Annotated in this window: 22 protein-coding genes; 7 read left to right on the top strand and 15 right to left on the bottom strand. The window is 60.6% G+C overall.

Annotation, left to right across the window (positions count from 1 at the left end; genetic code table 11):
- Positions 1–104: 104 nt before the first annotated feature.
- On the bottom strand, positions 105–953 hold the full coding sequence (gene panC, locus SH664x_RS03295) for a pantoate--beta-alanine ligase (RefSeq protein WP_437205028.1): 849 nt from the start codon (positions 951–953) through the stop codon (positions 105–107).
- A 364-nt stretch (positions 954–1,317) separates the two neighbouring features.
- On the opposite strand from panC, the gene SH664x_RS03290 reads away from it, so the two are divergent.
- Together SH664x_RS03290 and SH664x_RS03285 are read left to right on the top strand one after the other, a co-directional pair.
- Positions 1,318–2,106, top strand: coding sequence for a hypothetical protein (locus tag SH664x_RS03290; protein WP_437205026.1), 789 nt, complete (start codon positions 1,318–1,320; stop codon positions 2,104–2,106).
- 178 nt (positions 2,107–2,284) lie between these two features.
- Positions 2,285–3,217: a M28 family peptidase gene (locus SH664x_RS03285; RefSeq protein WP_437205024.1), complete on the top strand. Its 933-nt coding sequence runs from the start codon at positions 2,285–2,287 to the stop codon at positions 3,215–3,217.
- 39 nt (positions 3,218–3,256) lie between these two features.
- On the opposite strand, the gene tyrS is transcribed toward SH664x_RS03285, so the two are convergent.
- From tyrS to SH664x_RS03270, 3 genes are all read right to left on the bottom strand, one after another.
- Complete coding sequence (gene tyrS, locus SH664x_RS03280; RefSeq protein ID WP_437205022.1) at positions 3,257–4,489, bottom strand: tyrosine--tRNA ligase; 1,233 nt, start codon at positions 4,487–4,489, stop codon at positions 3,257–3,259.
- Between the two features lie 173 nt (positions 4,490–4,662).
- Positions 4,663–5,727 (bottom strand): tetratricopeptide repeat protein, encoded by a 1,065-nt coding sequence (locus SH664x_RS03275; protein WP_437205021.1) that lies wholly within the window; start codon positions 5,725–5,727, stop codon positions 4,663–4,665.
- Between the two features lie 87 nt (positions 5,728–5,814).
- Positions 5,815–9,321, bottom strand: coding sequence for a hypothetical protein (locus SH664x_RS03270; protein ID WP_437205019.1), 3,507 nt, complete (start codon positions 9,319–9,321; stop codon positions 5,815–5,817).
- A gap of 296 nt (positions 9,322–9,617) precedes the next feature.
- On the opposite strand from SH664x_RS03270, the gene SH664x_RS03265 reads away from it, so the two are divergent.
- Entirely contained in the window at positions 9,618–10,520 is a 903-nt protein-coding gene (locus SH664x_RS03265; RefSeq protein ID WP_437205017.1) for a phytoene/squalene synthase family protein, read from the top strand.
- Positions 10,521–10,618: 98 nt separating this feature from the next.
- On the opposite strand, the gene rlmB is transcribed toward SH664x_RS03265, so the two are convergent.
- Positions 10,619–11,344 (bottom strand): 23S rRNA (guanosine(2251)-2'-O)-methyltransferase RlmB, encoded by a 726-nt coding sequence (rlmB, locus tag SH664x_RS03260; RefSeq protein WP_437205015.1) that lies wholly within the window; start codon positions 11,342–11,344, stop codon positions 10,619–10,621.
- The gene (locus SH664x_RS03255) at positions 11,341–11,922 is read right to left on the bottom strand and encodes a nitroreductase family protein (RefSeq protein WP_437205014.1); all 582 of its coding nucleotides are present in this window, start codon (positions 11,920–11,922) and stop codon (positions 11,341–11,343) included. The genes rlmB and SH664x_RS03255 overlap by 4 nt, the downstream gene beginning before the upstream one ends.
- A 318-nt stretch (positions 11,923–12,240) precedes the next feature.
- Here SH664x_RS03255 and murJ point away from each other — a divergent pair, with 318 nt between their 5' ends.
- Together murJ and SH664x_RS03245 are read left to right on the top strand one after the other, a co-directional pair.
- On the top strand, positions 12,241–13,875 hold the full coding sequence (gene murJ, locus SH664x_RS03250; protein ID WP_437205012.1) for a murein biosynthesis integral membrane protein MurJ: 1,635 nt from the start codon (positions 12,241–12,243) through the stop codon (positions 13,873–13,875).
- A 149-nt stretch (positions 13,876–14,024) separates the two neighbouring features.
- Entirely contained in the window at positions 14,025–14,576 is a 552-nt protein-coding gene (locus tag SH664x_RS03245; RefSeq protein WP_437205010.1) for a hypothetical protein, read from the top strand.
- Positions 14,577–14,817: 241 nt separating this feature from the next.
- On the opposite strand, the gene SH664x_RS03240 is transcribed toward SH664x_RS03245, so the two are convergent.
- From SH664x_RS03240 to SH664x_RS03200, 9 genes are all read right to left on the bottom strand, one after another.
- Positions 14,818–15,891, bottom strand: a complete 1,074-nt coding sequence (locus SH664x_RS03240) for a bile acid:sodium symporter family protein (protein WP_437205008.1) — start codon at positions 15,889–15,891, stop codon at positions 14,818–14,820.
- The gene (locus SH664x_RS03235; RefSeq protein ID WP_437205006.1) at positions 15,888–17,711 is read right to left on the bottom strand and encodes a hypothetical protein; all 1,824 of its coding nucleotides are present in this window, start codon (positions 17,709–17,711) and stop codon (positions 15,888–15,890) included. The genes SH664x_RS03240 and SH664x_RS03235 overlap by 4 nt, the downstream gene beginning before the upstream one ends.
- Before the next feature lie 152 nt (positions 17,712–17,863).
- Positions 17,864–18,502, bottom strand: a complete 639-nt coding sequence (gene metW, locus SH664x_RS03230) for a methionine biosynthesis protein MetW (protein ID WP_437205005.1) — start codon at positions 18,500–18,502, stop codon at positions 17,864–17,866.
- An 18-nt stretch (positions 18,503–18,520) separates the two neighbouring features.
- Complete coding sequence (gene metX / locus SH664x_RS03225) at positions 18,521–19,717, bottom strand: homoserine O-acetyltransferase MetX (RefSeq protein WP_437205003.1); 1,197 nt, start codon at positions 19,715–19,717, stop codon at positions 18,521–18,523.
- 181 nt (positions 19,718–19,898) lie between these two features.
- Positions 19,899–21,131 (bottom strand): aminotransferase class V-fold PLP-dependent enzyme, encoded by a 1,233-nt coding sequence (locus tag SH664x_RS03220; RefSeq protein WP_437205001.1) that lies wholly within the window; start codon positions 21,129–21,131, stop codon positions 19,899–19,901.
- 213 nt (positions 21,132–21,344) lie between these two features.
- Complete coding sequence (locus SH664x_RS03215) at positions 21,345–21,761, bottom strand: SufE family protein (protein WP_437205000.1); 417 nt, start codon at positions 21,759–21,761, stop codon at positions 21,345–21,347.
- A 238-nt stretch (positions 21,762–21,999) separates the two neighbouring features.
- Entirely contained in the window at positions 22,000–22,869 is an 870-nt protein-coding gene (locus SH664x_RS03210; RefSeq protein WP_437204998.1) for a hypothetical protein, read from the bottom strand.
- Positions 22,870–23,102: 233 nt separating this feature from the next.
- Positions 23,103–23,516, bottom strand: a complete 414-nt coding sequence (locus SH664x_RS03205; protein WP_437204996.1) for an ATP-binding protein — start codon at positions 23,514–23,516, stop codon at positions 23,103–23,105.
- 97 nt (positions 23,517–23,613) lie between these two features.
- Positions 23,614–23,970, bottom strand: coding sequence for an STAS domain-containing protein (locus tag SH664x_RS03200; protein WP_437204994.1), 357 nt, complete (start codon positions 23,968–23,970; stop codon positions 23,614–23,616).
- Positions 23,971–24,164: 194 nt separating this feature from the next.
- On the opposite strand from SH664x_RS03200, the gene SH664x_RS03195 reads away from it, so the two are divergent.
- Both SH664x_RS03195 and SH664x_RS03190 read left to right on the top strand, forming a co-directional pair.
- Positions 24,165–24,521 carry a hypothetical protein gene (locus SH664x_RS03195; RefSeq protein ID WP_437204992.1) on the top strand — a complete coding sequence of 119 codons (357 nt, stop codon included), beginning with the start codon at positions 24,165–24,167 and terminating at the stop codon, positions 24,519–24,521.
- A gap of 117 nt (positions 24,522–24,638) precedes the next feature.
- The gene (locus tag SH664x_RS03190; RefSeq protein ID WP_437204990.1) at positions 24,639–25,382 is read left to right on the top strand and encodes a hypothetical protein; all 744 of its coding nucleotides are present in this window, start codon (positions 24,639–24,641) and stop codon (positions 25,380–25,382) included.
- Positions 25,383–25,470 lie beyond the last annotated feature (88 nt).

Genomic DNA, 25,470 nt, shown 5'->3' with positions numbered 1-25,470 from the left:
GCGTCAGTGCAGTTTGACCTTGTGAATTCCCAGGCGCTTCCCCGCAGAGGGCCACGCGCCGCTCCGGAATACGATCCCCTGCGGGAACCGGAAAGCACAAGCTGCTACTCCAGTTGAATCGTAAGGTTATCGATCAAACGTGTCTCCCCCACTTTCGCCGCCACGAGGGCGACAATCCGGGGTTGGGGAGTCGTCAAAACGGCAAGGGAATCGGGATCGCACAGCACCGCGTATTGCGGCATGACGAGCGGAGTCGCGGCAAGAGTCGACCACATCTGCTGCGAGATCTTCTGCAGATCGGTTTCCCCGCCGCGCAACAGCGTCTCTGCCCCCCGCAACACCTGTGACAGCGCCAGAGCCGATTGCCGTTCTGCCGGACTGAGGTACACGTTCCGGCTGCTCATCGCCAGACCATCCGGCTCCCGAACCGTCGGGCAGACCATGATCTCGATCGGCAGATTCAGATCGATGGTCATCCGGCGGATCAGCGCCTGCTGCTGATAATCTTTGGCTCCGAAGCAGGCCACGTCAGGCTGTACGATGTTAAAGAGCTTGCAGACAATCGTGGTGACGCCCCGAAAATGGCCGGGCCGAATCTCCCCTTCGAGCGGTTTCGACAGGTTTTCGACAGCGACCCACGTGTCGTAGCCCGCCGGGTACAGGTCGGTTACGACCGGCGTAAACACCAGCCCGGCACCACTCTTCCGGCAGAGTTCCAGATCCTGCTCCAGCGGGCGCGGGTATTTGTTCAGGTCTTCGTGCGGGGCGAATTGCGTCGGATTGACGAAAATCGTGACGACCACCTCGTCGACATGTTTTCGACACTCTTCGATCAGGCTGAGGTGTCCGGCGTGGAGTGCTCCCATTGTCGGCACGCAGCCGATCCGGCGTCCCTGCTGCCGCGCGGCGGCGACGAACCGGCGCACCTCCGCGATTTCTCCTGTGACGTCCATCACTGATTCCTTGACAGTTTCCCGACGATGCAATGCACTGCTATTAGAGCATTTTGACTTTTGATCTGCCTGTACAACGTCGACGCGGCTTCTGCCGCAGACCTCCCGTCCGTCGTTGCCGAGCCGAAAATCACCGGAATCGAGTTTTCCGACGCTGCGGGAAATGGCGACCGCTCAGGATCTCGCAGGTGCGGAAACCCAAGCTGTTGCACGGTTTGGTGTACCCCGACAGTGACGAATTGGCCGAGCAGCAGCGGGATTCGGGTCAACGCCCGTGGAGAATGTTGTCCCCCCTGCCTAGCATTGGCAACCTTGTCCGTTTTGGAGGGCAGTCGCCCTCCCCTGAATTCATCAATGAGCCCCCATGTCAGAATCCCAGGAAACTGAAGATCAACTCATCCGTCGTGCCCAGCAGGCCTTAAGCCACTGCAACTGGGAAATCGGCGAGTGCGCCTCGCGCTGGACCCAGAAGTTCGCCCGGGGTCGCACCGATGTCGATTTCGGGGTGCTGATCGGCATGAGCGGGGATCAGATCTACCAGCGCCGCCGGGTCTGGGAAACTTTTGCCGACGTCCACAAGAATTATCCCAAGTTGAAATGGTCGCATTTTTATGTGGCTCTGAACTGGGATGATTCCTCGGAATGCCTGCAGTGGGCCCAGGATATGGAAGCGACCATCGCCGAGATGAAGGCGTGGCGCCGCGCCCAGCACGGCGAAAACCTGTCGGAACCGGCTGTCGAAGAGCCACCGTTCAATATCGCTCCGGAATACCTGAGTGTCGGGACCGGAATTGTCCGCGATCCGAGTGAGTTCAGCCGCGACGGCAGTTCCGCAGCCTACGTCGGCTCTGCCGGTGGGGAAGGGGGCGATGGGAACGTCATGGTCGCCTCCGCCGCCCGCGACGTCGCCAATACGGAATATACGCCGTTCGGCAAGGGGGCTCGCGGATCTGCTCCGCGCGAAGGGGACGGCCCCCGCGATGAGGCTTCCACCGAACAGATCGTGAAGAAAGCCGCTGCGGCACTCGAACGGGTGGTCGCGGCCCTCACTCCTGAAATTATTGAAGAGTTCCACTCCTTGCCCATCGCCCTGCAGCAGCGGTTTCTCGATGCCGCTGAAAATCTGCAGGCTCGGGCAGCGGGGTTGTCCTGAACCGGTCGGGGAGTCTACGCTGATCGGGTGCAACCGACGATCCGGAGCGTTCCGGGGCGTCGGTTGACCGCGCGGCAATGACCGGACTGCGAGCCGAAGGGAATCGTTCCCACAAGCGCAGCGGTGGCTGCCCGCCGTGGACGGCTTTCTCCCTGGACGGATTCAGGTCAGCGACGACATGCGATTTCTCTCCTGCTGCTGGGTATTTCTGTTGCTGGCCACCCTGCGACCGGTGCAGGGTGCCGAACCGCGTGTCTGGCCGGTCGATGCCGCCCGGGCCTTTCGATACCTCGAAGAGGTCTGCGCCATCGGCCCGCGTTACTCGGGATCGGTCGGGATGCAGCAGCAACAGGAACTGTTGGAAAAACACTTCACTGCCCAGGGGGGAGAGGTCCGCTGGCAGGAGTTTACCGTTCCTCATCCGCAGAGCCGCGAAGCGGTGCGAATGAGGAACCTGATCGTGTCGTTCCATCCGGAGAAGACCGAACGGATTCTTATCGGCTGTCACTACGACACCCGCCCGTTCCCCGATCGGGAGACGATCCCCGCCAACCGCACCAAGGCCTTTATCGGCGCCAACGATGGAGGGAGCGGTGTGGCGCTCTTTATGGAACTGGCCCATCATCTGCCGCAACTGCAAAGCCGGTACGGAGTGGACCTTGTCTTCTTCGACGGCGAAGAACTGGTCTACGGTCCCAACGACAAATATTTCTACGGCTCGGAACACTTTGCTGAGCAGTATCGGGACCATCCACCAACGAGGTTCCGCTATGTGGCGGGAGTCGTGGCCGATATGGTGGCGGATCGCGACCTGCAACTTTTTTACGAACGGGGAAGCCTGCGGCTGGCTCCGCATGTCACCCAGACCATTTGGGCGACGGCGGCCCGGCTGGGGGTGAAGGAGTTCATCGCCCGCCGCAAGCACGAAGTCCGCGACGATCATCTCCCGCTGAACGAGATCGCCCGCATCCCGACCTGCGACATCATCGACTTCGATTATCCGCACTGGCACCGGCGCAATGATCTGCCGGCCGCCTGCTCGGGAGAATCACTTGCGAAGGTGGGCAAGGTCCTGCTGGGCTGGCTGGAGATTTATCAACCGGCTCCCTGAGCGGCTGACATCTCCAAGGCATCTCGGTCAGTCAGGGACTCAGTCGATCAGGCGGACGCGGCACCAGTCTTTCTTCCCCGCGCGAATCAACATGTCGTCGACAACCGGGATCCACTCCGCCCGATCGGTGAGAACTTTCTTCTCTTCACCGACCAGCACGTAGGCCGCCCCCCCCTGAATCCGCTGCATGGCCACACTGGTCGACGGGACGAGCTTGCACTCCTTCAGGAGTGCTGCCGCCTGCAGGCTTCCCTGTTCGTTGAGCTTCGAACGTGAAATCTGCACTTCCGGAATGTCGCTGGGGAGGCTCCCTTCGCCAATCTCCTTCTGCCAGCGATCTGCCGCTTCGACTCCGGCCGCCACGCTGTGGTACTCGGCGATAATCAGTTTGGCGAGACGCACCTTCGCCTCTTTCGGATGGCCTGCCAGAATGGAATCAATTTCCTCCAGCGGGACATCGGTCAGCAGTTCAAAGTAGGTGCGCATCACGGCATCGGGGAGCTGCATGAACTTCTTCATCATGCTGTAAGGCTCTTCCGAAATGCCGATGTAGTTCCCGAGGCTCTTGCCCATGCGGCGCGTGCCGTCGGTCCCCACAAGAATCGGCGACATCACACTCACCTGCTGCGACAGATTTTCACCCCGCTGCAGATCGCGAGCGAGCATGAAGCTGTAAAGCTGCTCGGTCCCCCCCAACTCGACGTCGGACTTGATCATCACCGAGTCCCAGGCCTGCATCACCGGATACAGACACTCGTGCAGAAAGATCGGTGACTCCGCTTTCAGCCGCTTGGCGAAGTCATCCCGTGTCAGCAGCTGCGCGATGGTCACTTTGCCGCACAACTGCAGCACGTCGACCAGTCCCATGCTGCCGAACCAGTCCCCATTGCGATGAACCTCGGCCCGGGAAAGGTCGACCACCTTGCCCACCTGGTTGAGGTAATATTGGGCATTAGCTTCCACCTCGTCTGCCGTCAGTTTTTTCTTGCGGGCTTCATCACGGCCACTCGGATCGCCGACCAGGGCGGTCGCATTGCCGATGATGATGACCGCCTGATGCCCCAGTTCCTGAAACTGCCGCATCTTCCGCAGCGGCACGGTGTGTCCCAGATGCACATCGGCAGCGGTCGGATCAATTCCGTACTTGATCCGCAGCGGAACTCCGGTGTCGCGGCTTTTCGTCAGCTTCTCCGCCAGTTCTGCTTCCGGGACGATCTTTTCCACGCCGCGACGAAGAATGGCCAGCTGGTCTGCAACAGGAGGAAACGACATAGAGAGCTCAATGCGGGCAGAAACGGAGAAAACAGGTCGAGCGCGGTGTGACAATCAGCACGCGCCCTGCAGAACTTAATGCAGATGCAAGTGGACGCCAACCGGTCCGCCAAAAATGGCATCGGGAAACTCGCGGGCCCCCCTCCGCTGTGACCGGTAGAAGGCTTGCCGAGTCAGTTCCCCGCTTCCAGCTTTTTGGCCCATTCACTTTGGGGGTAGTCCTGTTCGAGCCGGGCGGCCGCTTCAGCCCCGCGAGTCGGCTGACCGACGAGCGGCCACAGTTTCGCGAGGTGGTAAAGCGACCGGGCATGCAGATCGGCATGGGCTGCGAGCGTGGGGATCACATCGACGTGCAGGTACGCGAAGACAGCCGATTTGGGATCGGTGGCGGTGCTGTTGAAGCTGTCTCCCAGCTGGACGTAGGCTTCTGCCAACAGGCGAGATTCCCCGACAGGGGCCTGTTCGATCACTTTGTTCAGCAGTTGGCTGGCTTCATCCGCTTTACGGTTCCTGACGAGACAGTCTGCCTGCCCCAGCTGCGCCTGCAGTTGCAGCAGTTTCTCCCACGCGGTCGCCGCTTCTTTTCCGGCGACTTCGTCAAAGAGTTGACTCGCCTGCTGAACCTGATTCTGCGCCAGCTGAATGCGCGCCAACCCGATTTTCCCCGAAGCCTGGACGTCTCCCCAGGGAGCCTGCTGCAGCCGCGTATACGCATCTTCCGCTGCGGCGAAATCTCCCGCTGCCAGAGCCGCATCGGCCAGCAGTTGAAGCGCCTGATAATACCGGAAGTGATTGCGTTCGGCCGTCACAAACTTCTGCAGCCGCTCGATCGCCGCTTTGGCCTGCGCCGGATCGCGCTGGGCGAGTTTGGCGGAGGTACGGCAGAGCAGAAACTCGATGTCAGACCGCAAGGGGGCCCGCGCAGAAGTCGCAGCCGACGCCGCTTCGGTGTATCCCGCGAAGGCTTCGGTGTCATTGCCGGACTGTTCACGCCCCCGCGCCAACACAAGGCCGATCGGCTCGTCTTTCCATTCCACCCGTGTGATCTCGTTGGCGGGAATGTGCTCTTCCCGATTGCCGATCTTCTGACTGACGACCACTTCATCGCGTGAGACAGAACTGATTGTTCCCGCCACCGCCTTCTGCTCTCCACGGCGGTGCACCGTGTCGAGATCCGCGGCGGAGAGAGAACCCTGAAACAGCACGCAGGTCAGGAGCAGTCTGAGAGAGGATTTCATCTTGAATTCGGATCTGTTCGAAAGGCTGTGAGGAGCTGGCCGTCGGGCATCTGGTCCGCAGTCGTCTGTTTCAAATTTCCAGCGCTGTCACCCGGGTGACGATTCGCGTGGGGGCCGCGGATTGGGAGGGGCTGCCGGTCCCGGTTTGCGAGCCGTGGCCGGACGCACTTTTCTGGGGGGCGTCGGGCCGGGTGACAGCAGCTCCGGGGGCAACGTCAACTCGGACAGATTCGGAGCGGGCCCTCCCGCGCGGGGGACGCTTCGCGACCGTGAGCCCTTCCGCCCCGTGTTCGCCGAGCGAAAGATCGTGTATCCGGTATAGGCCAGCCCCCCCAGAACCATGAGTGCGGCTCCCCACAGCATCCACGGGGACGTTGCCGCCGCTGGGGGAGGCTCTGTCACGGGCGCTGCGGATGTATCCGTGACCGGGGCTACCACGGGGGACGGGGTGGCCGATGCCGTCGCGGAGCTGTTCGCGGTGGCTGTCTGCTCGGCAGGAGCAGCCACAGTCGCGGTCTGCCGGGGGAGGTCCACAATGGTTCCTCCGGTGTCGGCCAGAACCCGTTTGTACAACGTGTTGAAGCGGGCATACTCCGTATCGGGCCAGTTCGCAGAGATCCGCCGGAATCCCGTAATTGCGGCCAAGGCGCGATCGAGATGCAGCCGGGACTGTTCCGCATCCTTGAGCGACTTGCCAAACCGGTATTCGGAATTGGCCAGATGATAACGGGCATCGAAATGCATCTGCTCCAGCCGTTCATCACGACGTCCCGCTGTCGCCCGCTGCAGCGACTGGGCAGCATAGTTCCAGCCCCAGACATGAACCGGCTGCGGCCGACCGTAAAGTGCGATCGCGAACTTCTGTTCGGCGTCGTCTCCTCCGCTTTCACCCCACTCCTGATACAGCTGCGCCGCCGCGAACTGCACGTCGGGAGCCTGCGGAGAAGTCTTCATGACCTCCAGCAGAATCGGTTCGGCCTTCGAGAAGTTGTGCTGCAGTCGCAGACAGTTCACCAGCCGCAGCTTGCAGGCGGTGATCTGTTCGGGACGGGCGAAGTCCGGTTCCCGGGCAGCGCGATCGAGAATCGACTGATACGAGACCGCCGACTTCTCATACAGCTTGCGCTGCTGCTCGCGGCTGTCGCGAGAGCCTTCTGCCAGACTGCTATAGGTCTCGGCGATCCAGAGGAGTGAATAGAACGTCTGCCCCTCTTTTCGCTCGAACAGGTCGTTCAGAAATTTCTCGAACCCGGCACGCACATCTGCCAGACGCTTCGTTTCCCCCGAAGCTTGCAGCCGGGTCAGCTCCTGTTCCAGTTCTTTCCCGAAGTCCACAAAGACCTGCGTCAGCGCCGCATTGTTTTCTCCACCGGCGACCTCTTCCAGCTTCTGGCGGGCTTTGCGTGCCGCATCGAGATCCTTCACGCCAATCTGGGCCCGCAACAGCTGCTGCCAGGCGGAACTGGCCATCTGCCGACTCTGTGCCATCGCGGGATTTGTGGGGCGTTTCTGTCCTGGGGTCGGTTCGACCATCTTGATGACCGGATGCGGGTCTTTGGTCAACAATTCGATCGCGCCGGCAGGCCCCCCCTTGGCAGTGGTATAAATTCCGTCGAGATTGCGGATGCTCACCAGCGTCAGTTTGGCACCGACCATCTCATCGGAAAGACGGGCCGTTGGCGAAGTCGATCTCTCGGCTTCAGCGAGTGCATTTTCCAGATGCTGGACCGCGGCCGCTTTCCACTTCTGCAACTGCTCGGGACTGGCCGGTTCCCCGTCGCGGAGATTGGAACTCAACACATACTGCCGCCAAAAGGCTTTCCCGGCGCGCGCCTGCGAGTCGGCATACTGTGAGGAATCGGCAGGGACTTCGTTCCACCACCGGGCCGCTTCCTGCAGATCCCCCGCTTGCCAGGCCACTTTCGCAACGGCGTTGCGGGCGTCGTTCGCCCGATCCGATTGCGGCCAGCGATTGCAGATGGTCGTCGCCAGTTGAGTGAGTTGTCGGCGTTCGAAGCTGCGGTCGTTTTCCGGCGCGGAATTGTAGGCATGATCAAAAGCGGTCAGCGCCAGGAAGCCCCCTTCCGCGCCGACTTCGGGATATTTCTCTCCGTACTTGATCATCTGATATTCGGCGATGGCTGCGGCGTCGAAGAACCGCTGCTGCAGAAGATAACCGTACGACAGTCGGATTCGCGCGAGATTGATCAGCGCGGCATCCGCATCGACCGGGGCCAGCCGCAGTGCCAGCTCATACAGCCGGGACATTTCTGCAGAGGTTGCCTGCAGCGTGGCCTGATGCTGCTGCGCCGACTTCAGATCGTTGCGTGACTTGGCGTCCGCGACGGCTGAGTTGGCCGCTTTGACTTCTTCCCACAGCTGACCGGCGGAGCTGTACGCGGAATCGAAGTCCTTCGGGTCACTGGTGGCCCTGTTGAGCGCCCCCATGATCCGTTGAATCATGGCAGACGAAGGGACCTTCAGCTCCCCCGGATACCTGTTGATGTCGCGGGCTCGACTCAACGCCTGATTCAACAGGCTTTTCTTCACGGCGTCTGTAGCGTTGCGGTCATTGCCGAGGGCCTCCTGAGCCCGGCACAACTCCCACTGAATTCCCAGTCCGACATCCGTCCGGGCCCGTGTCCGCGCCGACTTCAGCCAGCGGTCGGCTTCGTCCGCCGCGGTGGTGTATTGCTTGCGCTGATCATGATTCAGACAGATCAGCCGGAACCGCAGGGCCCGATCTTTTAATGTCTGGTAGGCTTCGCTTTTGTCGTCGTGCGCAAGGATCTCGCTGTAAATCCCCTCGGCGGCAGCGACGTTCCCCTGCTCTTCAAAACATTTCCCCTGCCACATGCGGGCAAACAGCCCACCGATCTGCGTGCGGAACTTCTGGTGAATCTGCTCGAACTCTTTCCCGGCTTCGTCGAGCCGATCTTTCCGTTCCTTGGAGCCCGGGTCAAAGATCTGGGCTTCCCAGTAGAGGCATTCCGCCAGATCGAGCTGGGCTTCCATGCTGAAGGCTTCCGCCGCATCCCGGGCGGCCCGCTGCACACGATCCTCTTCGGGGATGTGCGTCGGGAACCTGGCATGGGCCGCCAGATACTGATCACGAGCCTGTTCAAAAATCCGCCTCGCCGACTGGACATTCAGCTTTGCACTCTCGCGGAATTTTGAACGCTGATTCTGGTTCGCCCCCCGTTCGCTATCCCAGATCTCGACACGCGCCTTCTCCAGCAGAATCCGTCCCCGGGCGGTGTTGGCACGGGCTGCCAGCGGGTGGGTCGGCTGCTGTTTGACGAACTGTTCGAACGCCAGCTGCGCGGCGTCGAGCTGTTTCCGCTGAGCGTCGAGATTCACCAGATCCTGGGCACTGCGAAGCAGCACCTGCCCCCGTTCGTAAGGGAGCACCGCCTTCAGCGCCGGATCGAGATTCTTGTTCTCCGCCAATTGATCGAGGTAGCTCAGGGCGGTGTCAAAATACCGCCGCTGCTGAAGCCCGGCCAGAAATTCCTCCACGGGCTCCACTGCCGAGAGGCTGCGAACCACTCCGAGAGTGACCAGCAGAACAGGGATGAAATGTCGCAACCGCAAGTGTCCAGTCCTTATCAACGGAATGTTCGGACCTCATCAGGGCCAATCGCCCGATTTCGAACACCCACCGGGTGACATTACATCGACTTCCTGAGGACTGCAGCCAGAGCCTGCCGATAGGCAGATTCGCACCTGGAGCAGGTTGCTCTTTCCTGTTCCCGCGCAGGCAACGCTTCGTGGGGCAAAATGCTGACTTCCGCGTGGCGAGGAGGGGGCCCTGATCGGTCAAAATGCTCTGGATTCGAATCTCTCAACGATTGACTGTACAATTCAATTCCCTCTGAATTCAATCACGGATGACGACTGTGCAAATCCCGGCCTGCAGCGACGCCGATCGACCTGAGATGGCCGAACTCCTGCTGCAGGACTGCTATCGTCAGTGTGAACAGCTCGCGCGCCGTAGCGGCAGCAATTTCTTCCACGCCTTTCGCATACTGCCGCGAGACATGTTCCGCGAGATGTGTGCATTATACGCGTACATGCGGCACACCGACGATCTGGGAGATCAGGTTGAGCTCGAAATTTCGAGCCGGGTGGCGCTGCTGCAGAGTTGGGAACGGCAGCTCGATGCCTGCCTGCGGGGAGAACGGACCGGAAACGCCATTCTCACGGCCCTGGCGGATGTCGCCCGCAAGCGGAATCTGGTTCCGGAGGAGCTCCGGGAAGTTATTGCGGGGGTGCGCGGTGACCTGCAACCACGGCGGTTCGAGACGTTCGAAGATCTGGAGCGGTACTGCTATCAGGTTGCGGGAGTTGTGGGACTTTCCAGCATCCGGATCTGGGGCTTTCGGGGGGAACTTCCCCGTGAGCCGGCCCTGGCCTGCGGAACCGCTTTTCAGCTGACCAACATCCTTCGCGATGTCGGGGAAGATGCCCGTATGGGTCGCATCTATCTCCCGCAGGAAGACCTCCAACGATTCGGGTATTCGACCGAGGATCTGTCCGCCGGCCGCCGGAATGGCTGCTTCCGCGACCTGATGACCTTTCAGTGGGAACGGGCCCGCTCTTACTACATCCGCTCTCTGGAACTGCTTGACCAGCTTTCCCCCGCAGGTCGCCGCATCCTCAGTGCGTTTCTCGAACTTTATGGTTCGCTGCTGGAGAACATCCGCCAGGCCGACTACGACGTCTTCTCACGGAAAATCCGGGTGTCCCGCTGGAAGAAGCTGCGGATCGCCGCGCGGGCCCTCTGGTTCTGACCAAAAGGAAGCCGTCAGGCCGACCACTGGTCACCTCGCTCCGGTCCACGTTTTCAGAGCAAGGTGCTTTTTCCAGTCCTCAGAGCGAGAACTCTCCCCTACGGCTTGCGGGTCAAAGTCGCCATCAGAATGCCTGCCGCCACGGAGACATTCAGCGACCCGATGGCTCCGGCTGCGGGGATGCTGCACATCTGGTCGCACTTTTCCATCGAGAGCCGGCGCAGCCCCTTCTCTTCATTGCCGACCAGCAGCAGCCAGCGCCGATCGCGGTCAATCTCCTGGACATCATCCCGGCAATGCTCAGAGCTGCCCAGGACCCACATGTCGCTTTTCTTGGCCACTTCGATGGCGCGGACCAGGTTAGTCTGCAGGACAAACGGCACATGCTCCAGTCCGCCGGAAGCAACATCATAGACGGTCGCGGTCAGCGGAGCGGAACGATCAACCGTCAGCACGATTCCTTTCACGCCAAAGAAGGCAGCGGTGCGAAAGATGGCCCCGACGTTATGAGGATCCTGCAGCTGATCGAGGGCCAGCCACAGCCCCCGCCGGGCAGGATTGCCAAAGAGTTCCTCGAGGGTCAGCCCCGCACGTTCGCGGACCACGGCATAGGTCGTGCCCGCGCGTCCACCATCGCGCGGATTGCGACCCCGCTCCTGGGGAATCGGGTCACGCACGGCAATGCGATGCGGCCGGGCTGCCTCGACGACCGCCTGCCACGCTTCATTGCTCTTGGCACCGGCATGAACCTCGAGCACGTCTTTGGGACGCGTTTCAATGGCAGCCAGCACACTGTGCGGATTCATCAGCCGGAGCGAGCTCATGGGTGCTCCTTCGTGATTTCGCTGACTGACTGTCGACGCATTTCCGGAATGAATGAGGGATAGCCGTACCAGATCAGTCCTGCCACCTGCTCCTGCGCCGGATCAATTCCCAGCAGCCGGTAGAAATCCGGATGCCGCGTGACCGGACCAGTCGACCATTTCGAACCGATCCCCTGTGACCACAGGAACAAGCTCAGATTCTGAATGGCACAGCTGACGGCGGCGTAGTTTTCCGTCTCGCGAACCGGATCGGCAGCACGCAGCACGCTGACCGCCAGCCAGCCCGGCACGTGAGCCCAGCGATCCCGCTTTTTCACCGCGACTTCGATCCCACTCTTCTCCGCGATCAATGTCGTATTGAGCTCCACAACCGTGTGGGCCGTCTCCGGTCCCAGCAGATGGAACCGCCAGGGTTCCGTCATCTTGTGGTTGGGTGCCCAGCGGGCCACTTCGATCGCCTGCAGCACAAGCTCCCGAGGAGGGACGTCAGGCTTGAAATCATTGATGGTCCGCCGGGTTCGCATCAGTTGTGCGAGATCTGTCCCGGAGGGAGAAAATTCCAGAGTCATGGTCGACATTCAATCCGACAGCGAAAGACAAAAGCAAAGAGCGAAATTGTAGCCGTTCCGTGTCAGCAGGGTGAGGGAGCAGCCCTCTGAAAATGCCCGAGGAATTCAGGAACCCGTGCCGGCAAAATCCGCTTCCGCCCCCCGTCCGCTTCCGATACTGTTTGCCGGACGGGATGCCTGCTGTGGGCAGCTTCCGGCGGAACTCCGGACCGACCAGTTGCTCGCGGCTCCCCACGGGCCGGACGGAACAGGATCTCGACTGACGAGTCAATCGCCCGCACTGCGGGAACGGACACGAGCACACTGCTTCAGAGACAGGGACGTTTGGTGAAACAGACTGCCGGAGAACCCGTCCCCCCCGGCACCGGGGGAACAGCCGGAGAAGGGCGTTCCCTCTTCGCGAATCTTCGGCTGGTCAGCCTGGGAACGTTCACGTCGCGCATTCTCGGACTCATCCGCGACATTAAAATGTTCTCGCTGTTCGGCGCAGGAACGACGCTGGACGCATTCGTGGTCGCCTTCCGCATCCCGAATCTGGCCCGGCAACTGTTTGGTGAAGGGGCACTGACCACGGCGTTTCTCCCGCTGTTCATCCGCACCCGGGACCAGCACGGAGATGCTGCCGCCCGTTCGATGCTCTGGGCGGTGGCGTTTGTCCTGGCAGTCGGCCTTTCCGCACTGGTTCTGCTGGCGGAAGTAGCGTTATCAGCCACGGTCGCCTGGGCTGATCTTTCGGAGTCCACGCGACTGCTGGTACGGCTGCTGCAGATCATGCTGCCTTACATGGTGTTGATCTGCCTGTCGGCCCTGATGTCGGCGACACTCTACGCCCTGCGTCAGTTTCTATGGCCCGCTCTGGTACCGGTCGTCCTGAACGTCGTCTGGCTGATCGCGCTGGTTCTGGCGTGGACACTGCTCGAATCACCGGAGCAACAGGCGCTGCTGATCGCGGGTGCGGTGACCGTCGCCGGAGTCGCTCAACTGGCGCTGCCGTGGTGGATTCTGAAAAGCTACGGCATGAACGCGACAACCGCCTGGTCGTCCGCGTGGCCACACGTTCGCCAAGTCTTCCTGACAATTATTCCCGTGCTGGCTGGACTCGCGGTGCTGCAGGTCAGCTCGGTGCTCGATGGTCTGCTTGCGTGGGCGCTCGCCCGTCCCGATCAGGGGGGCCCCGCCTGGTGTGAAGCCTGGGGGATTCGACCATTGATTGAATCGGGAACGGCAGCCGCCCTCTACGCCGGACAGCGGATGTACCAGTTCCCGCTCGGGGTCTTCGGAGTCGCTCTCGGCACGGTCCTGTATCCGCGGCTGGCTCAACATGCCCAGCAACAGGACTGGCCAGGATTGCGCGGAGATCTGGAAAGGGGAATCCGGATCGTGATTGTGATTGGATTTCCCGCCAGCGTCGGGCTGATTCTGCTCGCGGAGCCGCTCACTTACCTGTTTCGCGACGGCCGGTTCAGCGGTCGCGATGCGCAGCTTGTTTCCCGCATGATCGCCATTTATGGTGCCGGGGTCTGGAGTTACATCAGCATGAACATCCTGAACCGGGCCTTTTATGCCGTCGGCGACCGGATCACCCCCCTGAAATTGGGACTTTTAGCACTCGGGGTCAATCTGGTGTTGAATCTGCTGCTGGTCTTCCGTTTTGGAGGTCCGGGGCTGGCGATGGGAAACGTCATCGCAACAACACTGCAAGTGATTCTCACGCTGTATTTTCTGAACCGCAGTCTGGGCCCCTTGAACTGGAGGGAGCTTGCGCGGACGGCCATCAAAGGAGTCGCCGCAACCGCTGTCATGTGGCTGGCTTGCCGAGGGGCGGCAGGATTGCTGCCTCCGCAGGAAGGAATGTCGCTGGTGGCTCTGGGCGTCCCCTGTGTGGTCGGGGTGCTCGTGTATTGGATCGCTGCAAAAATGACGGGAATCCGCGAGCTGGACGACCTGCTCCGACGTTCTTGAAGAAAACGCAATCTGGCCTGCCAAGACGAGAGATGTTAGGATTTTTATCAGGGCGGAGCGTTCCAAAAGGGGCGGTTGAGCCAATCAGACTGCGAAGATTTGAGTAGCCGGGGACCTTTTGAGGTAGATCCCGGCTGATTGGAGAATCGATGGATTTCAACCGGTTAGCTTGGACGCCGCTGTTCAGCGCGCTGATTCTGTGCCTCCCGGCAATCCTCGTGGGGTGTGGCGATCCCTACGAACTTGTTCCGGTCCGGGGTCGGGTCGTCTCCTGCGAAGGGAAACCTCCGGTTGGGGGACGACTCACCTTCCAGCCCATGGACGAGCCGAAAAAAACCGGCCGACCACCGGGGTACCCGGGACCGATCTCCTATGGAATAGTTCAGGAGGACGGCACGTTCACGCTCGAAACCGCGACCGGGCTTCCGCGGATCGGCGCCGTGACCGGGCCCCATCTGGTCATCTTCGAGAAGCCGCTCTCCGAAACGCCGGAGCCGGATTTCGCGGAACAGCAGATCGAAACGGAAGAGGACTACCGGAATTACCTGGACTACCTCAAGAGCCTGCCCCTCTTCCCGCCGGTTCCCTGTTCAATTGAAATTCAGCCGGGCAAGATCGAAGTGTTGCGTGACGGGCCGATTCTGGAGTTCACGCTCCCCCCACCAACTGATCCTCCTGCGAGCGATGCGCCGGCACCGTGACTCGGGCCGTGTGGAAACACACTCCGATTGCCTGTCGACGGGGCCACAGACGAGCCGCGGCGATATCAGCAATCCAGCGCACAAAAGCAGTGCTGACCGAAATCGGGACATGCTTGCCCGAAACACTGCGATGGGCCAAAGATCACCTTGAGCAGGCGACTCTCACGGTCCCGAGAGACTCGGGCAGAAGTGCTCAGGATTGCGCTCACCCAGCAGAACAGCGCCCCTTCGACTCCGCTGCTCAGCGGACTGGCAACTCGCCTTCCGATGCGACCGGCAAGGGCTTCAGCGTCCCTGACCCCGCCAGGTCGTCCCCCGACCAGCGTTTCAGCGGCTCCAGTAAAAAGCCATCCAGCACCAATTGCGTCGCGTGGTAAATCAGGATCGGGATCGCAGCCAGATCCAGCCCCCGCTCCAGCAACCCGGTCGCAATGAACAGCCCGATCGGCAGCGTCTTCTGACTGCCGGAGAAGGCCATACCAATCAGATCGGCACGGCGGATGCCTGCCAGCTTTCCCAGCGGAAATGCCAGTCCCAGCCCCAGCAGATGCAGAATAATCACGGAGCCGCACGAAATGACGAAGGGGAGCAGAATCGACCCGCCAGTTCCCGGGGAGACTCGCTGCAGATTCAGTTTGACACCCCCCTGAACTGCCGCCCAGAACAGGACTGCCAACAGCAAGACCTGGGCAACGACGCCGAAGCTCTCTTTTCCACGATCTGCGAACCGCAAGGTCGGGGGCCAGAGGCGGCATAGTTGCCCGACCACAATCGGCAGGAGCGCCGTGTAAAACAGCTTCAGCATCATGGCGGTCGTGTTGAGCTGAATTTCGCCGCCGCAGCCGTACTTGAGCCAGAGTGGAGTTACCACAAAACAGGCGCTGTTCGTCAGCACCGAGACCAGCAACGCGATGGCATCATTGCCACCGGCCTTCCGGGTCCAGACGGCCGCCGCCGCCAGTGTACTCGGGACCGCGGCTGCGAGCATGAGCCCGACCATCAGGTCTTCACGCTGCTGCAGGGGCAACAACGGAAGTGCCGCTGCGGGAATCAGCACAAAGTTGATCAGGATTGCACCCAGCACCGGAAAAGGAGCCCGCAGCGACTCGACCAGCTTTGTCCGCTCCAGTGTCATCGACATCAGGAGCAGCACAGTGGCCGTCAGCACCCCTGTCGCGGCTTCCACAATGTGCCTGGGAAACGACGAGACCCGATCCGGCTCAGCGCGCCAGCCGATGACTGTTCCCAGCGGGAGCAACACCAACAGCGAAATCAAAAACCAGCGCCGCTGGGCGAAATTCCAGGCGGTGCTCACTCCGTTTTCCCTTCTCCGGCGGGCGTCGCAGCAGGAGTCTCAGGGGCGGGGGTCGCCGGAGGTGTCGACTCCGCGGACGGGCTCGTCGGGGCTGGGGCAGCGGGCTGCTCGGTCGAACCCTTTGCTGCATCAGCAGCGGAAGAGGGGGAGGTGGCTGCCGGCTTGGAGGGCTCGGTCGGTTCCGATTTCGGAGCGGCGAGTCTCTTCCAGCGCTCAGCGAGGTAGACATCCCGCCGCTGCATGAGTCCCGGCGGCGCCTGAGTCAGCATCTCGGCTCCTTCCGCCAGCTTGTTTTCAGCAACCAGAGAACGTGCCGCCCATTCGAATTGCAAGCGTTCCCAAGGAAGAGTTTCGCTCCCCCGGTTTCGTTCGTCGAAGCTGCGGAAGGTGTTGAGCGCTGCGGAATAGCGATGCGTCTGATACTGAGTCACGCCCGTCCACAGCGTGGCATAGTCGGCAGCAATATGATTCGCCTGTGTCGAACCGCTGGTGGCCGACCGTCGAATATGCAGGTACTCACGCAGAGCGATATTGTAGTTCCCCTGCAGTTGCTCGAGCCGCACATACTGCAACGTGTGGTCGGGCCGGCCGACGTACTCCTGCTTGGTCACCGGGTCGACCCGCAAGACGTTGTAAGGTCCGTCGAAGATGTAGCGCAGTTCGTCCAGTTGCTTCCGGACTGCTCCTCCCACCGGAACTTCCGCATGAATCACCTGCTGTTCCGGGAAGGGCCAGACCGAAACCTGTTCTTCGGTCCACAGGCCATCGCGGCCGGCAGCAACCACCCGTTGATAGAGACCATTTGCCCGCAGCTTGTTCTCCCCCAGTCCACAATAGACCTCCATCGGCACACTTTCCGGAAGCAGCGATTGCAGTTCAGCCATGCGGGGGGCCCACTCACTGCTCGTGCCGATCAATTCCACCTTGAGGTGTTTCAGATCATCGCTGGTCAGCGGATAGGGGGAATCCGGAAGATCAAGAAGCCGGAACGACGCGTCGGACTGCAGAACTTCCTGCAACGTTGCGGGGACATTGGGATAAGGGCTGGTCTGGTCCGCCTTGGCGGAGGGAATCGGCAGGCCGATCCGTGGATCGAACAACAGAATTCCATTGCGGGGGTCCAGCACTGCCACGAGCCAGGCCTCTTCCTTGCCTGCCGTCTGCGGGACCAGTCGGACCGCATCCATTCCCAGCTGACGGATGATCGACGCGAAGGTCCACGCGCGATCGGAACCGGTTCCCAGTCCGAACACCAGCGTTTCATACGGTGTGAGCGGCAGGGCTGTCGCGGACTCGTCAGAGACATAGGCCGCATTCATGGTCACATAGTCAAAGACAGCCACCACCCGTTCCAAATCGGTTTTGGTCTGACTGGAAATCATCTCGACGATCTGACGGGCGAGGAACGCTTCCCGCAGTGAGACAATATCTTCCGGCAGGAACCGCTGGCTGTTGATGCGCGACTGCACTTCAGCAGGGAGCAGTTTTTTGATCAGGTCGCTGTCGCTGGTCAGCTTGGCCACTTCCTCTGCAGACCGGCCATAAGACCCGCGCCAGCTGTTCAGCTCGCGAGTCTGGGTCACGCGGTCCGAAGTGATGTCGAGCCGCAGCGGCTTCACGCCATCGAGCACGCGCAACAGTTCATCTTCCGCGCGACGACCGACGACTTCCTCTTCGGTCCCCGACTGTTCCACCTTGGTATTTTGCTGAGGTCGCCCCAGCAGCAGAAACATGACGACCAGCAGCGCGGCAATCGCTGCGAGGCTGCCTAGGAGCCGGGATGAAAAGCTCCCTCTGCGCGGATGAAGTGTCGTCACCATAACCAGTCACCGTTTTACTACTGCGATGAATTGTGGAAGGAATCACAATTATAGACAGACGGCCGGGCATTTGCCTGCGTGCCGCGGGGCGGCCTGCGGTCCGCTCGGGGCCATCGTTCCGCAACCAGCAACGCGCGCAGTTCCCCGGCGCATCAGCTGGGCCGTTCCTCGGCCCTTTCCAGAAGATAGAGCGCGCTGTGGGCTCGCAGATTCGCAAAAAAGGCCCGGCTCACGGGCTTCCGGCCGATAATGGGAATCTCTTTGACAATTTGAAAATTCCCGTGCGCCGCCAGCTCCCGGAAGTCCAGCATCGACAGGAAGTGAACGTTGGGGGACTCATACCACTCGTGGGGCAGGCTGTCTGTAATGGGAGCCCGGCCAGCCAGTCCGACCTGCAGCCGGATTCTCCAATGGGCAAAATTGGGAACCACGACCACGGCTCTGCGGGCGACTCGGAAAATGTCATGCAGCAATTCGAGCGGACGGGAAATCTGTTGCAGCGTCTGGCTGAGGACCGCATAGTCGAACGAATGCGGCGGCAGTTCACCGATGCCGCTGTTGAGGTCGGCCTGCAGGATCGGAACTCCCCGCTCGATCGCCTGCAGAAACGAGTCTTCATCCCGTTCGATCCCCAGCACATCACAGGCGTACTCGTCACGGAGCCGCTCCAGCAGCTCGGCATTGCCGCACCCCAGGTCAATAACGCGGCTCCCCCGCTCGATCTGGCTGAGAATCAGATCGTTGGTCACGGCGGCACGGGGATCAGGAAGGTGGAGTCGTTTGGCGCACATGGCGATGTCGGAACGGAATCAGATTCGCTTCTTGCGGAAGTCCTGCTGTGCCCGGGCAAGGAAAGGAACAACCAGTCCGGCGAGCTTGGGGAGTTCGGAGTCAATCAGAAAGGCGTCGTGTCCGAAGGTGCTTTTGAGTTCGCAGAAGGTGACATGCCGGCGGGCTTCGATCATCGCCTGCACCAGTTCCTTGCTTTGCGAAGTGGGGAACAGCCAGTCCGACGTATAAGAAACCACCAGAAAGCGGGTCTTCCCTTCGCGGAAGACATCCTTGAGCGAACTCTTCCCTTTGGAGAGGTCGAAGTAATCCATCGCGCGAGTCAGCGCGAGGTAACAGTTGGCATCGAACCGCTCGACAAACCGCTTCCCCTGATAGTGAAGGTAGCTCTCGACCTGAAACTCGGTTTCGGCCCGCAGGTCATAAGCGAACTGATCGCTGTGCTGCAGTCGTCGACCGAACTTCATTTCAATCGACTGCTCCGACAGGTAGGTGATGTGCGCCACCATGCGGGCGAGCGCGAGCCCGAAGCGGGGCTTCTCCTCCTGATCGTAGTAGAGCCCGGCTCGAAACAGCGGATCGGCATGAATCGCGCGGCGGCCGACCGCATTGAACGCGATTCCCTGAGCATTGAGCTTCGCACCGGCTGCCAGCACGAGTGCGGCGCCGACCCGTTCCGGTCGACGAACGGCCCATTCCAGGGCCTGCATGCCTCCCAGGCTGCCGCCGACAATGGCCATGACCCGGTCAATACCGAGCGAGTCGAGCAGAGCATTGTGAACTTCCACAATGTCCCGCAACGTGATGAACGGGAACTCCGGACCGTAAGGGACCCCCGTCTGCGGGTTGATCGAACTGGGTCCGGTGGTCCCCTGACAACCCCCGAGCACGTTGGCACAGATAACGAAATATCTGTCCGTGTCGATCGGTTTGCCAGGACCGACGAAGCCATCCCACCAGCCCGGCTTGCGGTCATCCGGCGAGTGCCGGCCGGCGACATGGGCGTCTCCCGTCAGCGCGTGACAGATGTAGATCACGTTGTCGCGAGCGGGGGTCAGTTGGCCATAGGTCTCATAGGCAACGGTAATCGGCCCCAGCGTCGCACCGCTCTCCAGTGTCAGCGGCTCGTCACCGCCAAACAGGGTGACATACTGTCGCTGCACACATCCCGGAGCGGGAGAGGGCGTTTGTCTATCGGCTGCGATCTCAGTGGCCATCAAGCGGTCCAGTTGCGAGTCCTGCACATCATAGATTCTCGGAGCAGCCTTTTCGAGCAGTTTACCGATTGAGGACACGGGGCCGGAGGGGGGCAGCGGAGCTTTCGGCAGGACCGGCCCGACCCCACCCGGAAAATGGCCGTCTGAAAGACGATCGTCCAGCAAAAAACCGCCACCAGATTTATGTCGGCAGCCGCAACCGCTGCCGGGCAAATAGCAGGGCAGCGACCAGTCGGTCCACATCGTCACGGGTGTTGTACAGACCGAAGCTCGCCCGAACCGTGGCGGAAACCCCCAGCCACTCATGCAATGGCATGGTGCAGTGATGACCGTGGCGGACGAAAACCCCCTTGCGATCCAGCAGCTGCGCCAGATCTTCCGGGTGGGCTCCCTCCATCGTGAAGCTGACGATCGGCCCTTTGCGTGCCGGTTCCGGACCATAAATTTTCATGCCCGGCACCTCCCCCAGGCGGGCATGAGCGTATTCCGTCAGGGCGATCTCATGAGCATGAATCTCGGCAAATCCGAGCCCCGAAACGTAATCGATCGCGGTCTTCAGCGCGATGGCCTGCACGATGGGAATCGTCCCCGCCTCAAAACGGGCGGGAGGAGCGGCAAAGGTCGAGACGTCGCGATGGACCGCCTCGATCATATGTCCGCCGAACACCATCGGCTGCATTTTCGTCAACAGTTCTTTGCGTCCGTACAGCACGCCGACCCCGGTCGGACCATAAAGCTTATGCCCCGAAAACACGAGGAAGTCAATCCCCTGCCGAACCACATCGGTGCCGCCGTGAGGCACACTCTGGGCGCCGTCAACCACGAGAACCGCACCGACTGCATGCGCAGCACGCGACAACGCTTCGATGTCGGGCATTGTTCCAAGCACATTGGACATCCCCGTCACGGTCACGATCCGGGTGCGGGGACCGATGCACTGGTCGAGCTGCGACAGGTCGAGTTCCCCCTGCGACGTCAGCGGGAGAAACCGAAGGGTTGCACCAGTCTCCTGAGCCACCCGCTGCCAGGGGACAAAGTTGGCGTGATGCTCCAGCAGACTGAGCAGAATTTCGTCTCCCGCCTGCAGGTGCGTTCGTCCCCACCCGAAAGCAATCATGTTGAGCGCCAGCGTGGAACCGCTGGTGAAGATCACTTCATGCGAATCCTCTGCTCCGATCAAGGCCCGAATCGATTCCCGCGAGGCTTCCAGTTCGTCGTCGATCTGAGCGCCAAAGCGATAGACCCCCCGGTAGGCATTCGCATAGTGAGTCTCATAGACCTGTCGCTCGACATCGATGACCACCTGCGGCTTCTGCGCGGAGGCTGCCGAATCGAGAAACGTCACCGGCACTTCTTTTGGAAGTGTCTGCGAGAAGATCGGAAACTGGCGACGAGCGGCCGCGACGTCATACATCAGGTTGCAATCGGTGCTGAGGCTGTGTTGAGCAAAGAGGGATCGGGCTTCGGCCGAAAGTCAGAACCGGGGAACAGGGATTCCGGCAGGACGTTCTCCGATGGAAAAAGGTTCGGATGAAGCAGCATCGACTGACGGAACCTTGCACTGAGTTGTCCCGGCCTCCAGGCCCGCCACCCCACCACAATCGCCACCGGGGAGCGCTCCGAGCGTTTACGACTGGGCTGCCGCGGCAAAATCCCGAATCCGGGTGACCATGCCATACAGTCCGTTGCGACGCTGTGAACTCAGATGCCGATCCAGTTCGAGCCGCCGGAAAATGCCATCCACGTCGGTCGCCAGAATTTCTGCCGGCGTCTTGCCGTGATACACCGCCGAGAGCACAACGATCAGACCGTTGACGATGATCGAATCGCTGTTGGCGACAAACTCCACGCGAGGAGGAGTGACGCTTTCGTTAAGCTCGATCAACATCCACACATTGCTTTGACAGCCGTGCACACGGTTCTCTTCCACCTTGGCTGCGTCCGGCAGCTTGGGGAGGTCGAACCCGAGGTCGATGAGGAAGTCAGCACGATCTTCCCAGTCACCCAGGAAATCGAATTCCTCAATCAGTTCTTCAATTGTCATGATCGTGGTTGCAGACAACCGCGGAACTCCAATGGGGACACGACGCGGAGAAGTGTGTTCGCTGCGACCGAACAGCGACGGCAAGCGATGCTGTCATTCTAGACGACCCGGCCTTCCGTACAATGGCACGAAACCGGTTGTGCCGGTTTGTCACAATTTTTCTTGATCACGATATCGCCCCCACCAGGTGCGGAATTGCCAGTCGCCCCCCGTCTCGCCGGGGCTCCCGATCCCCCTCTCAGACGTCGGGACCGTGATCGGGGAAGTCGGCAGGTCCCGACTTGTAGAACTTGGTCAGGTCGACGCCTCCCCGTAATTCCTGTTCCAGCAGAGCCATGCGCCCTTCGATCCGCTGCAGCCGACTTTCAACCACAGGATCCAGCAGCCGCTCGGTCCGTGGGGGACGCGGACGAGGAACCACCGGATAGCCGAGTTGACGCTGCAGCGCAGCGAACATGTAAAGCGGATCCTTGCCCACATTCGCCCGGGCAATCCGTCCGGTCGCGACATCAAACAGAATCGGATACCCCGGCACGAAATCCGGTTCCCGGCGCCGGAGCCGCAGCTCCTCGACATACTGCTGCGAACGGGTATAGACCATGTCCGCAAACTCGACAGTCCCCAGTTCATGCCGGATGCGGGAAATCCAGGTCTGCCACTCTTCAGGATACAGCGGATCTCCTGCAACCGCTTTCATCCCGGCATCGTAACCAAGACGGTTTCTCGCGATGCATTCAAACTGAAAAATGAAGAGCGCCGGCGCGGTCAACGTCCCCTGAGACTTGAGCTCCGCCTCGCGCTCCAGAATCTGGAGGCCCAACCGGAAGTCGAGCCGGGATTCATCATCCTCGGCCTGCTGAACAATAAACGTCTGGAACGGGGTGAAATAGTGCCCCAGACGTCCCATCCCGTCACCAAAGCGCCCCTTTAAATGCAGCTCACCGAGCAAAAAGTCGATCGCCATTGGAAGCTTCGTGGTTGCGAGAATCTCTTCGCGGACACTCGCCAGCACTTCCTGAACCGGCGTGTTGTCTTCGACCCGCTCGCGGAGCACGCGAAAGAAATAAGCCTGTTCAACAGACTCTTCCCGATCCAGTGGCTGTCGCATGAAGAGTGGCCTCAGTCTCTGCAGTGGCTGACCGAACGAAAACAGGCTTGCGCCGAAAGTGGCACACGGTCACCCGCGAGGTCCGGATTTCGAGGGCAGTCTCACAAACTGCCGGACAGGAACGATCAAGACATCATCGCCAGACAGCAACAAGCATTCGACAACACCCCCCCAGGGAAAGCAGCAGTCGGGGTCAGCAGCGAGTGGGCGATCGGCCAACCGGGCATGACCACTCAGGTGCTGCGCTTCTTCTCGAGCAGAACCCGATTCCCTTTGTCGTTGTACTCGATATTGGTCATGAACGCCCGCATCAGCATCAGGCCGCGGCCGCTCGGCTTGTCGAGATTGTCATCGTCGGTCGGATCGGGGACCTCTTCAGGATTGAAGCCCGGACCTTCATCTTCAATGGTGATGCGGACGATATCGGCCTGCAGCTGACAGCTGATGTGAACCGATTTGCTCAGATCGAGACCATTGCCATGCTTGATGGCGTTGACGATCGCCTCTTCCAGCGCCAGCTTGATGCCGAAGAGGTCCTTGTCGGTGAACTCGTGCTTTTCCAGCAGGCCGAGTATCCGTTCCTGCACCTCAAACCCACGCGATGTATCGCTGGGAATCGAGACGTCAAACTGAACCGGATCAGCCATTGAGAGGATGGCAGCTACTCGGGGAAATTGATGTGAAGACCAATACAGGCGGCCGGATGCCGGCGAGTGACCCAGAGATGTCGCTCGCCACTTCGACTTAGAAGCCGGTGAGGGCAGCCTCCTGATTGTCACGAATATCAAACAGTTTGTTCAGCCGGGTGATGGCGAACACTTCGTAGATGTCGGGGCGGATGGAACACAACCGCAACTTGCCGCCAGCAGCTTTCACCTTCTTATCGAGAGTGATCAGCTTGCCCAGCGCAGCACTGGACAGATACTCGACGTTCGAGAAATCGAGTGCAATCTTCTTCCGTCCGTCTTCTTCCACCAGCCCGAACAGCTGATTGCCAATCACCTGAATGTTGTTCTCATCCAGGATCTTCTTATCAACAAACCGGGCAACCGTAACGTCACCAATCTGTTCGATATCGAGGCGGCGTTGACCTGCGGACATGAAGCTGTTCCTGTTCAGACGATCGCAGCTGAAGGGCCTGAAAGGACAAGCTTTCCGACGAAAATCTGGTCCCTTTCGGCAGTGTTCTGTGATTGATCATCATGGCTGACTTACGTAATGTCAAGCGAATTCAACAGCGTCCGATCTTCCCCGGGACCGTTCTTCAAAGACTGCGCGGACCAGGTCATACAATCATGATTTTCCGGCCTGAGACCCACACACAGCGCCCCACGCCTGCGGACAAACCCCACCTCTCCCCCACAATGATGGTCGCTGTTGCCGCCACTCTGATCACCCTTCCGGGAACGCTGCTCTACTTCCTGCTGGGACTCGTGATGCTGAAGTGGAAGTGGGAGATTCTTCCCCCCGCGCTTACAGCGGTGCTGCTGGCATCCCTGTTCGCGGGGTTGATCCTGATGGGGCTGACAGGAGTGATCGCATCGAGTGCCGAAATGATTCGCACCCGCCGCCGGGGGGGCCTGCCGGGACTCTGCATTCGACTCAACCTCGGGGTGCTGCTGCTGTTTGCACTGGCCAGAGTATTTCTCTGATCGGACACTTTCCGTCTCTGGCAGCATCCCGGCGGCGCACGTGGGCTTGCCATCCTCTCGCTGCATCCACCAAGATTGGTCACTGGTTGTTCACTGAATCTGTGTAAGGAAGATGCGATGCTGCGTTGCTTGACCTGGCTCACCGTGGTGACGTTGCTGACGACGATCACACCCCGACTGCAGGCGGAAACTCCCGCCGCTGCGGAACCAGTTATCGAGTTCGATGAACTGCAACTGCTGGTTAAACGGCATGTGGACAAGCTGACCGAAATTCTCGTGACGGAAGAATCGTTCAACGAGAAGAAGAGCCCGCTGATGCGGCAATCGCTGGGGCTGATCGCCTGCATCGGACAGTACCTCGCCGAGCATCCACAACTCGGGGAGGGAAAGCTGAATGGCCCGGCCTTAAGAGATGCCGCCCTGATCTACAAACGGAATGGTTCCTATGCCGATGCGCAGTCGGCACTGGCTCAGATTCAGGAAGTGGTCTCCGGCAAAGTGACCGGCGAACATGCCGTGGAACATCCGTGGAACAAGCTGACCGGCCTCGGAGCAGCCATGGAAGAAATCAACGTCCAGAACCCCCCCATCCTCAACTTCCTCAAGCGCCCGCGCGGGACACCGGAAGAGCCGTTGAGTGGCATCACCTGGTACCTGCTCTCCAAGGCCACCCTCGCCGATACGCACGAAGTCAAAGATCCCGCGAAGCTGCCGGAATGGAATCAGTACGCAACCGAGTTCTCCAACGCATCGGGCGACCTGGTGACCGCTCTGCGCGCCAAGGACAAGGCCGGCGACCGCAAAGCATTCGACCTCGGCAAAAAGACCTGCAACACCTGCCACGAAGCCTTCCAGCACTGATCGAGTCGTTTGGCGGACGGCTGCGGGAGCCTGTGTGCCTCTGCAGCCGCTGCCGTTTTCATGACGAGTTGGCTCGACGACATCCCGG

It is taken from the genome of Planctomicrobium aquicomposti (assembly GCF_051466325.1).
Lineage (GTDB): Bacteria > Planctomycetota > Planctomycetia > Planctomycetales > Planctomycetaceae > Planctomicrobium.
This window is presented reverse-complemented; position numbering and strand designations above follow the sequence as displayed.

Bases quoted from the DNA above. Each gene is read 5' to 3' on its own strand.
- panC (WP_437205028.1), bottom strand. From the start codon at position 953: ATGGACGTCACAGGAGAAATCGCGGAGGTGCGCCGGTTCGTCGCCGCC.
- SH664x_RS03290 (WP_437205026.1), top strand. From the start codon at position 1,318: ATGTCAGAATCCCAGGAAACTGAAGATCAACTCATCCGTCGTGCCCAG.
- SH664x_RS03285 (WP_437205024.1), top strand. From the start codon at position 2,285: ATGCGATTTCTCTCCTGCTGCTGGGTATTTCTGTTGCTGGCCACCCTG.
- tyrS (WP_437205022.1), bottom strand. From the start codon at position 4,489: ATGTCGTTTCCTCCTGTTGCAGACCAGCTGGCCATTCTTCGTCGCGGC.
- SH664x_RS03275 (WP_437205021.1), bottom strand. From the start codon at position 5,727: ATGAAATCCTCTCTCAGACTGCTCCTGACCTGCGTGCTGTTTCAGGGT.
- SH664x_RS03265 (WP_437205017.1), top strand. From the start codon at position 9,618: ATGACGACTGTGCAAATCCCGGCCTGCAGCGACGCCGATCGACCTGAG.
- rlmB (WP_437205015.1), bottom strand. From the start codon at position 11,344: ATGAGCTCGCTCCGGCTGATGAATCCGCACAGTGTGCTGGCTGCCATT.
- SH664x_RS03255 (WP_437205014.1), bottom strand. From the start codon at position 11,922: ATGTCGACCATGACTCTGGAATTTTCTCCCTCCGGGACAGATCTCGCA.
- SH664x_RS03245 (WP_437205010.1), top strand. From the start codon at position 14,025: ATGGATTTCAACCGGTTAGCTTGGACGCCGCTGTTCAGCGCGCTGATT.
- SH664x_RS03235 (WP_437205006.1), bottom strand. From the start codon at position 17,711: ATGGTGACGACACTTCATCCGCGCAGAGGGAGCTTTTCATCCCGGCTC.
- metW (WP_437205005.1), bottom strand. From the start codon at position 18,502: ATGTGCGCCAAACGACTCCACCTTCCTGATCCCCGTGCCGCCGTGACC.
- metX (WP_437205003.1), bottom strand. From the start codon at position 19,717: ATGGCCACTGAGATCGCAGCCGATAGACAAACGCCCTCTCCCGCTCCG.
- SH664x_RS03220 (WP_437205001.1), bottom strand. From the start codon at position 21,131: ATGTATGACGTCGCGGCCGCTCGTCGCCAGTTTCCGATCTTCTCGCAG.
- SH664x_RS03215 (WP_437205000.1), bottom strand. From the start codon at position 21,761: ATGACAATTGAAGAACTGATTGAGGAATTCGATTTCCTGGGTGACTGG.
- SH664x_RS03210 (WP_437204998.1), bottom strand. From the start codon at position 22,869: ATGCGACAGCCACTGGATCGGGAAGAGTCTGTTGAACAGGCTTATTTC.
- SH664x_RS03205 (WP_437204996.1), bottom strand. From the start codon at position 23,516: ATGGCTGATCCGGTTCAGTTTGACGTCTCGATTCCCAGCGATACATCG.
- SH664x_RS03200 (WP_437204994.1), bottom strand. From the start codon at position 23,970: ATGTCCGCAGGTCAACGCCGCCTCGATATCGAACAGATTGGTGACGTT.
- SH664x_RS03195 (WP_437204992.1), top strand. From the start codon at position 24,165: ATGATTTTCCGGCCTGAGACCCACACACAGCGCCCCACGCCTGCGGAC.
- SH664x_RS03190 (WP_437204990.1), top strand. From the start codon at position 24,639: ATGCTGCGTTGCTTGACCTGGCTCACCGTGGTGACGTTGCTGACGACG.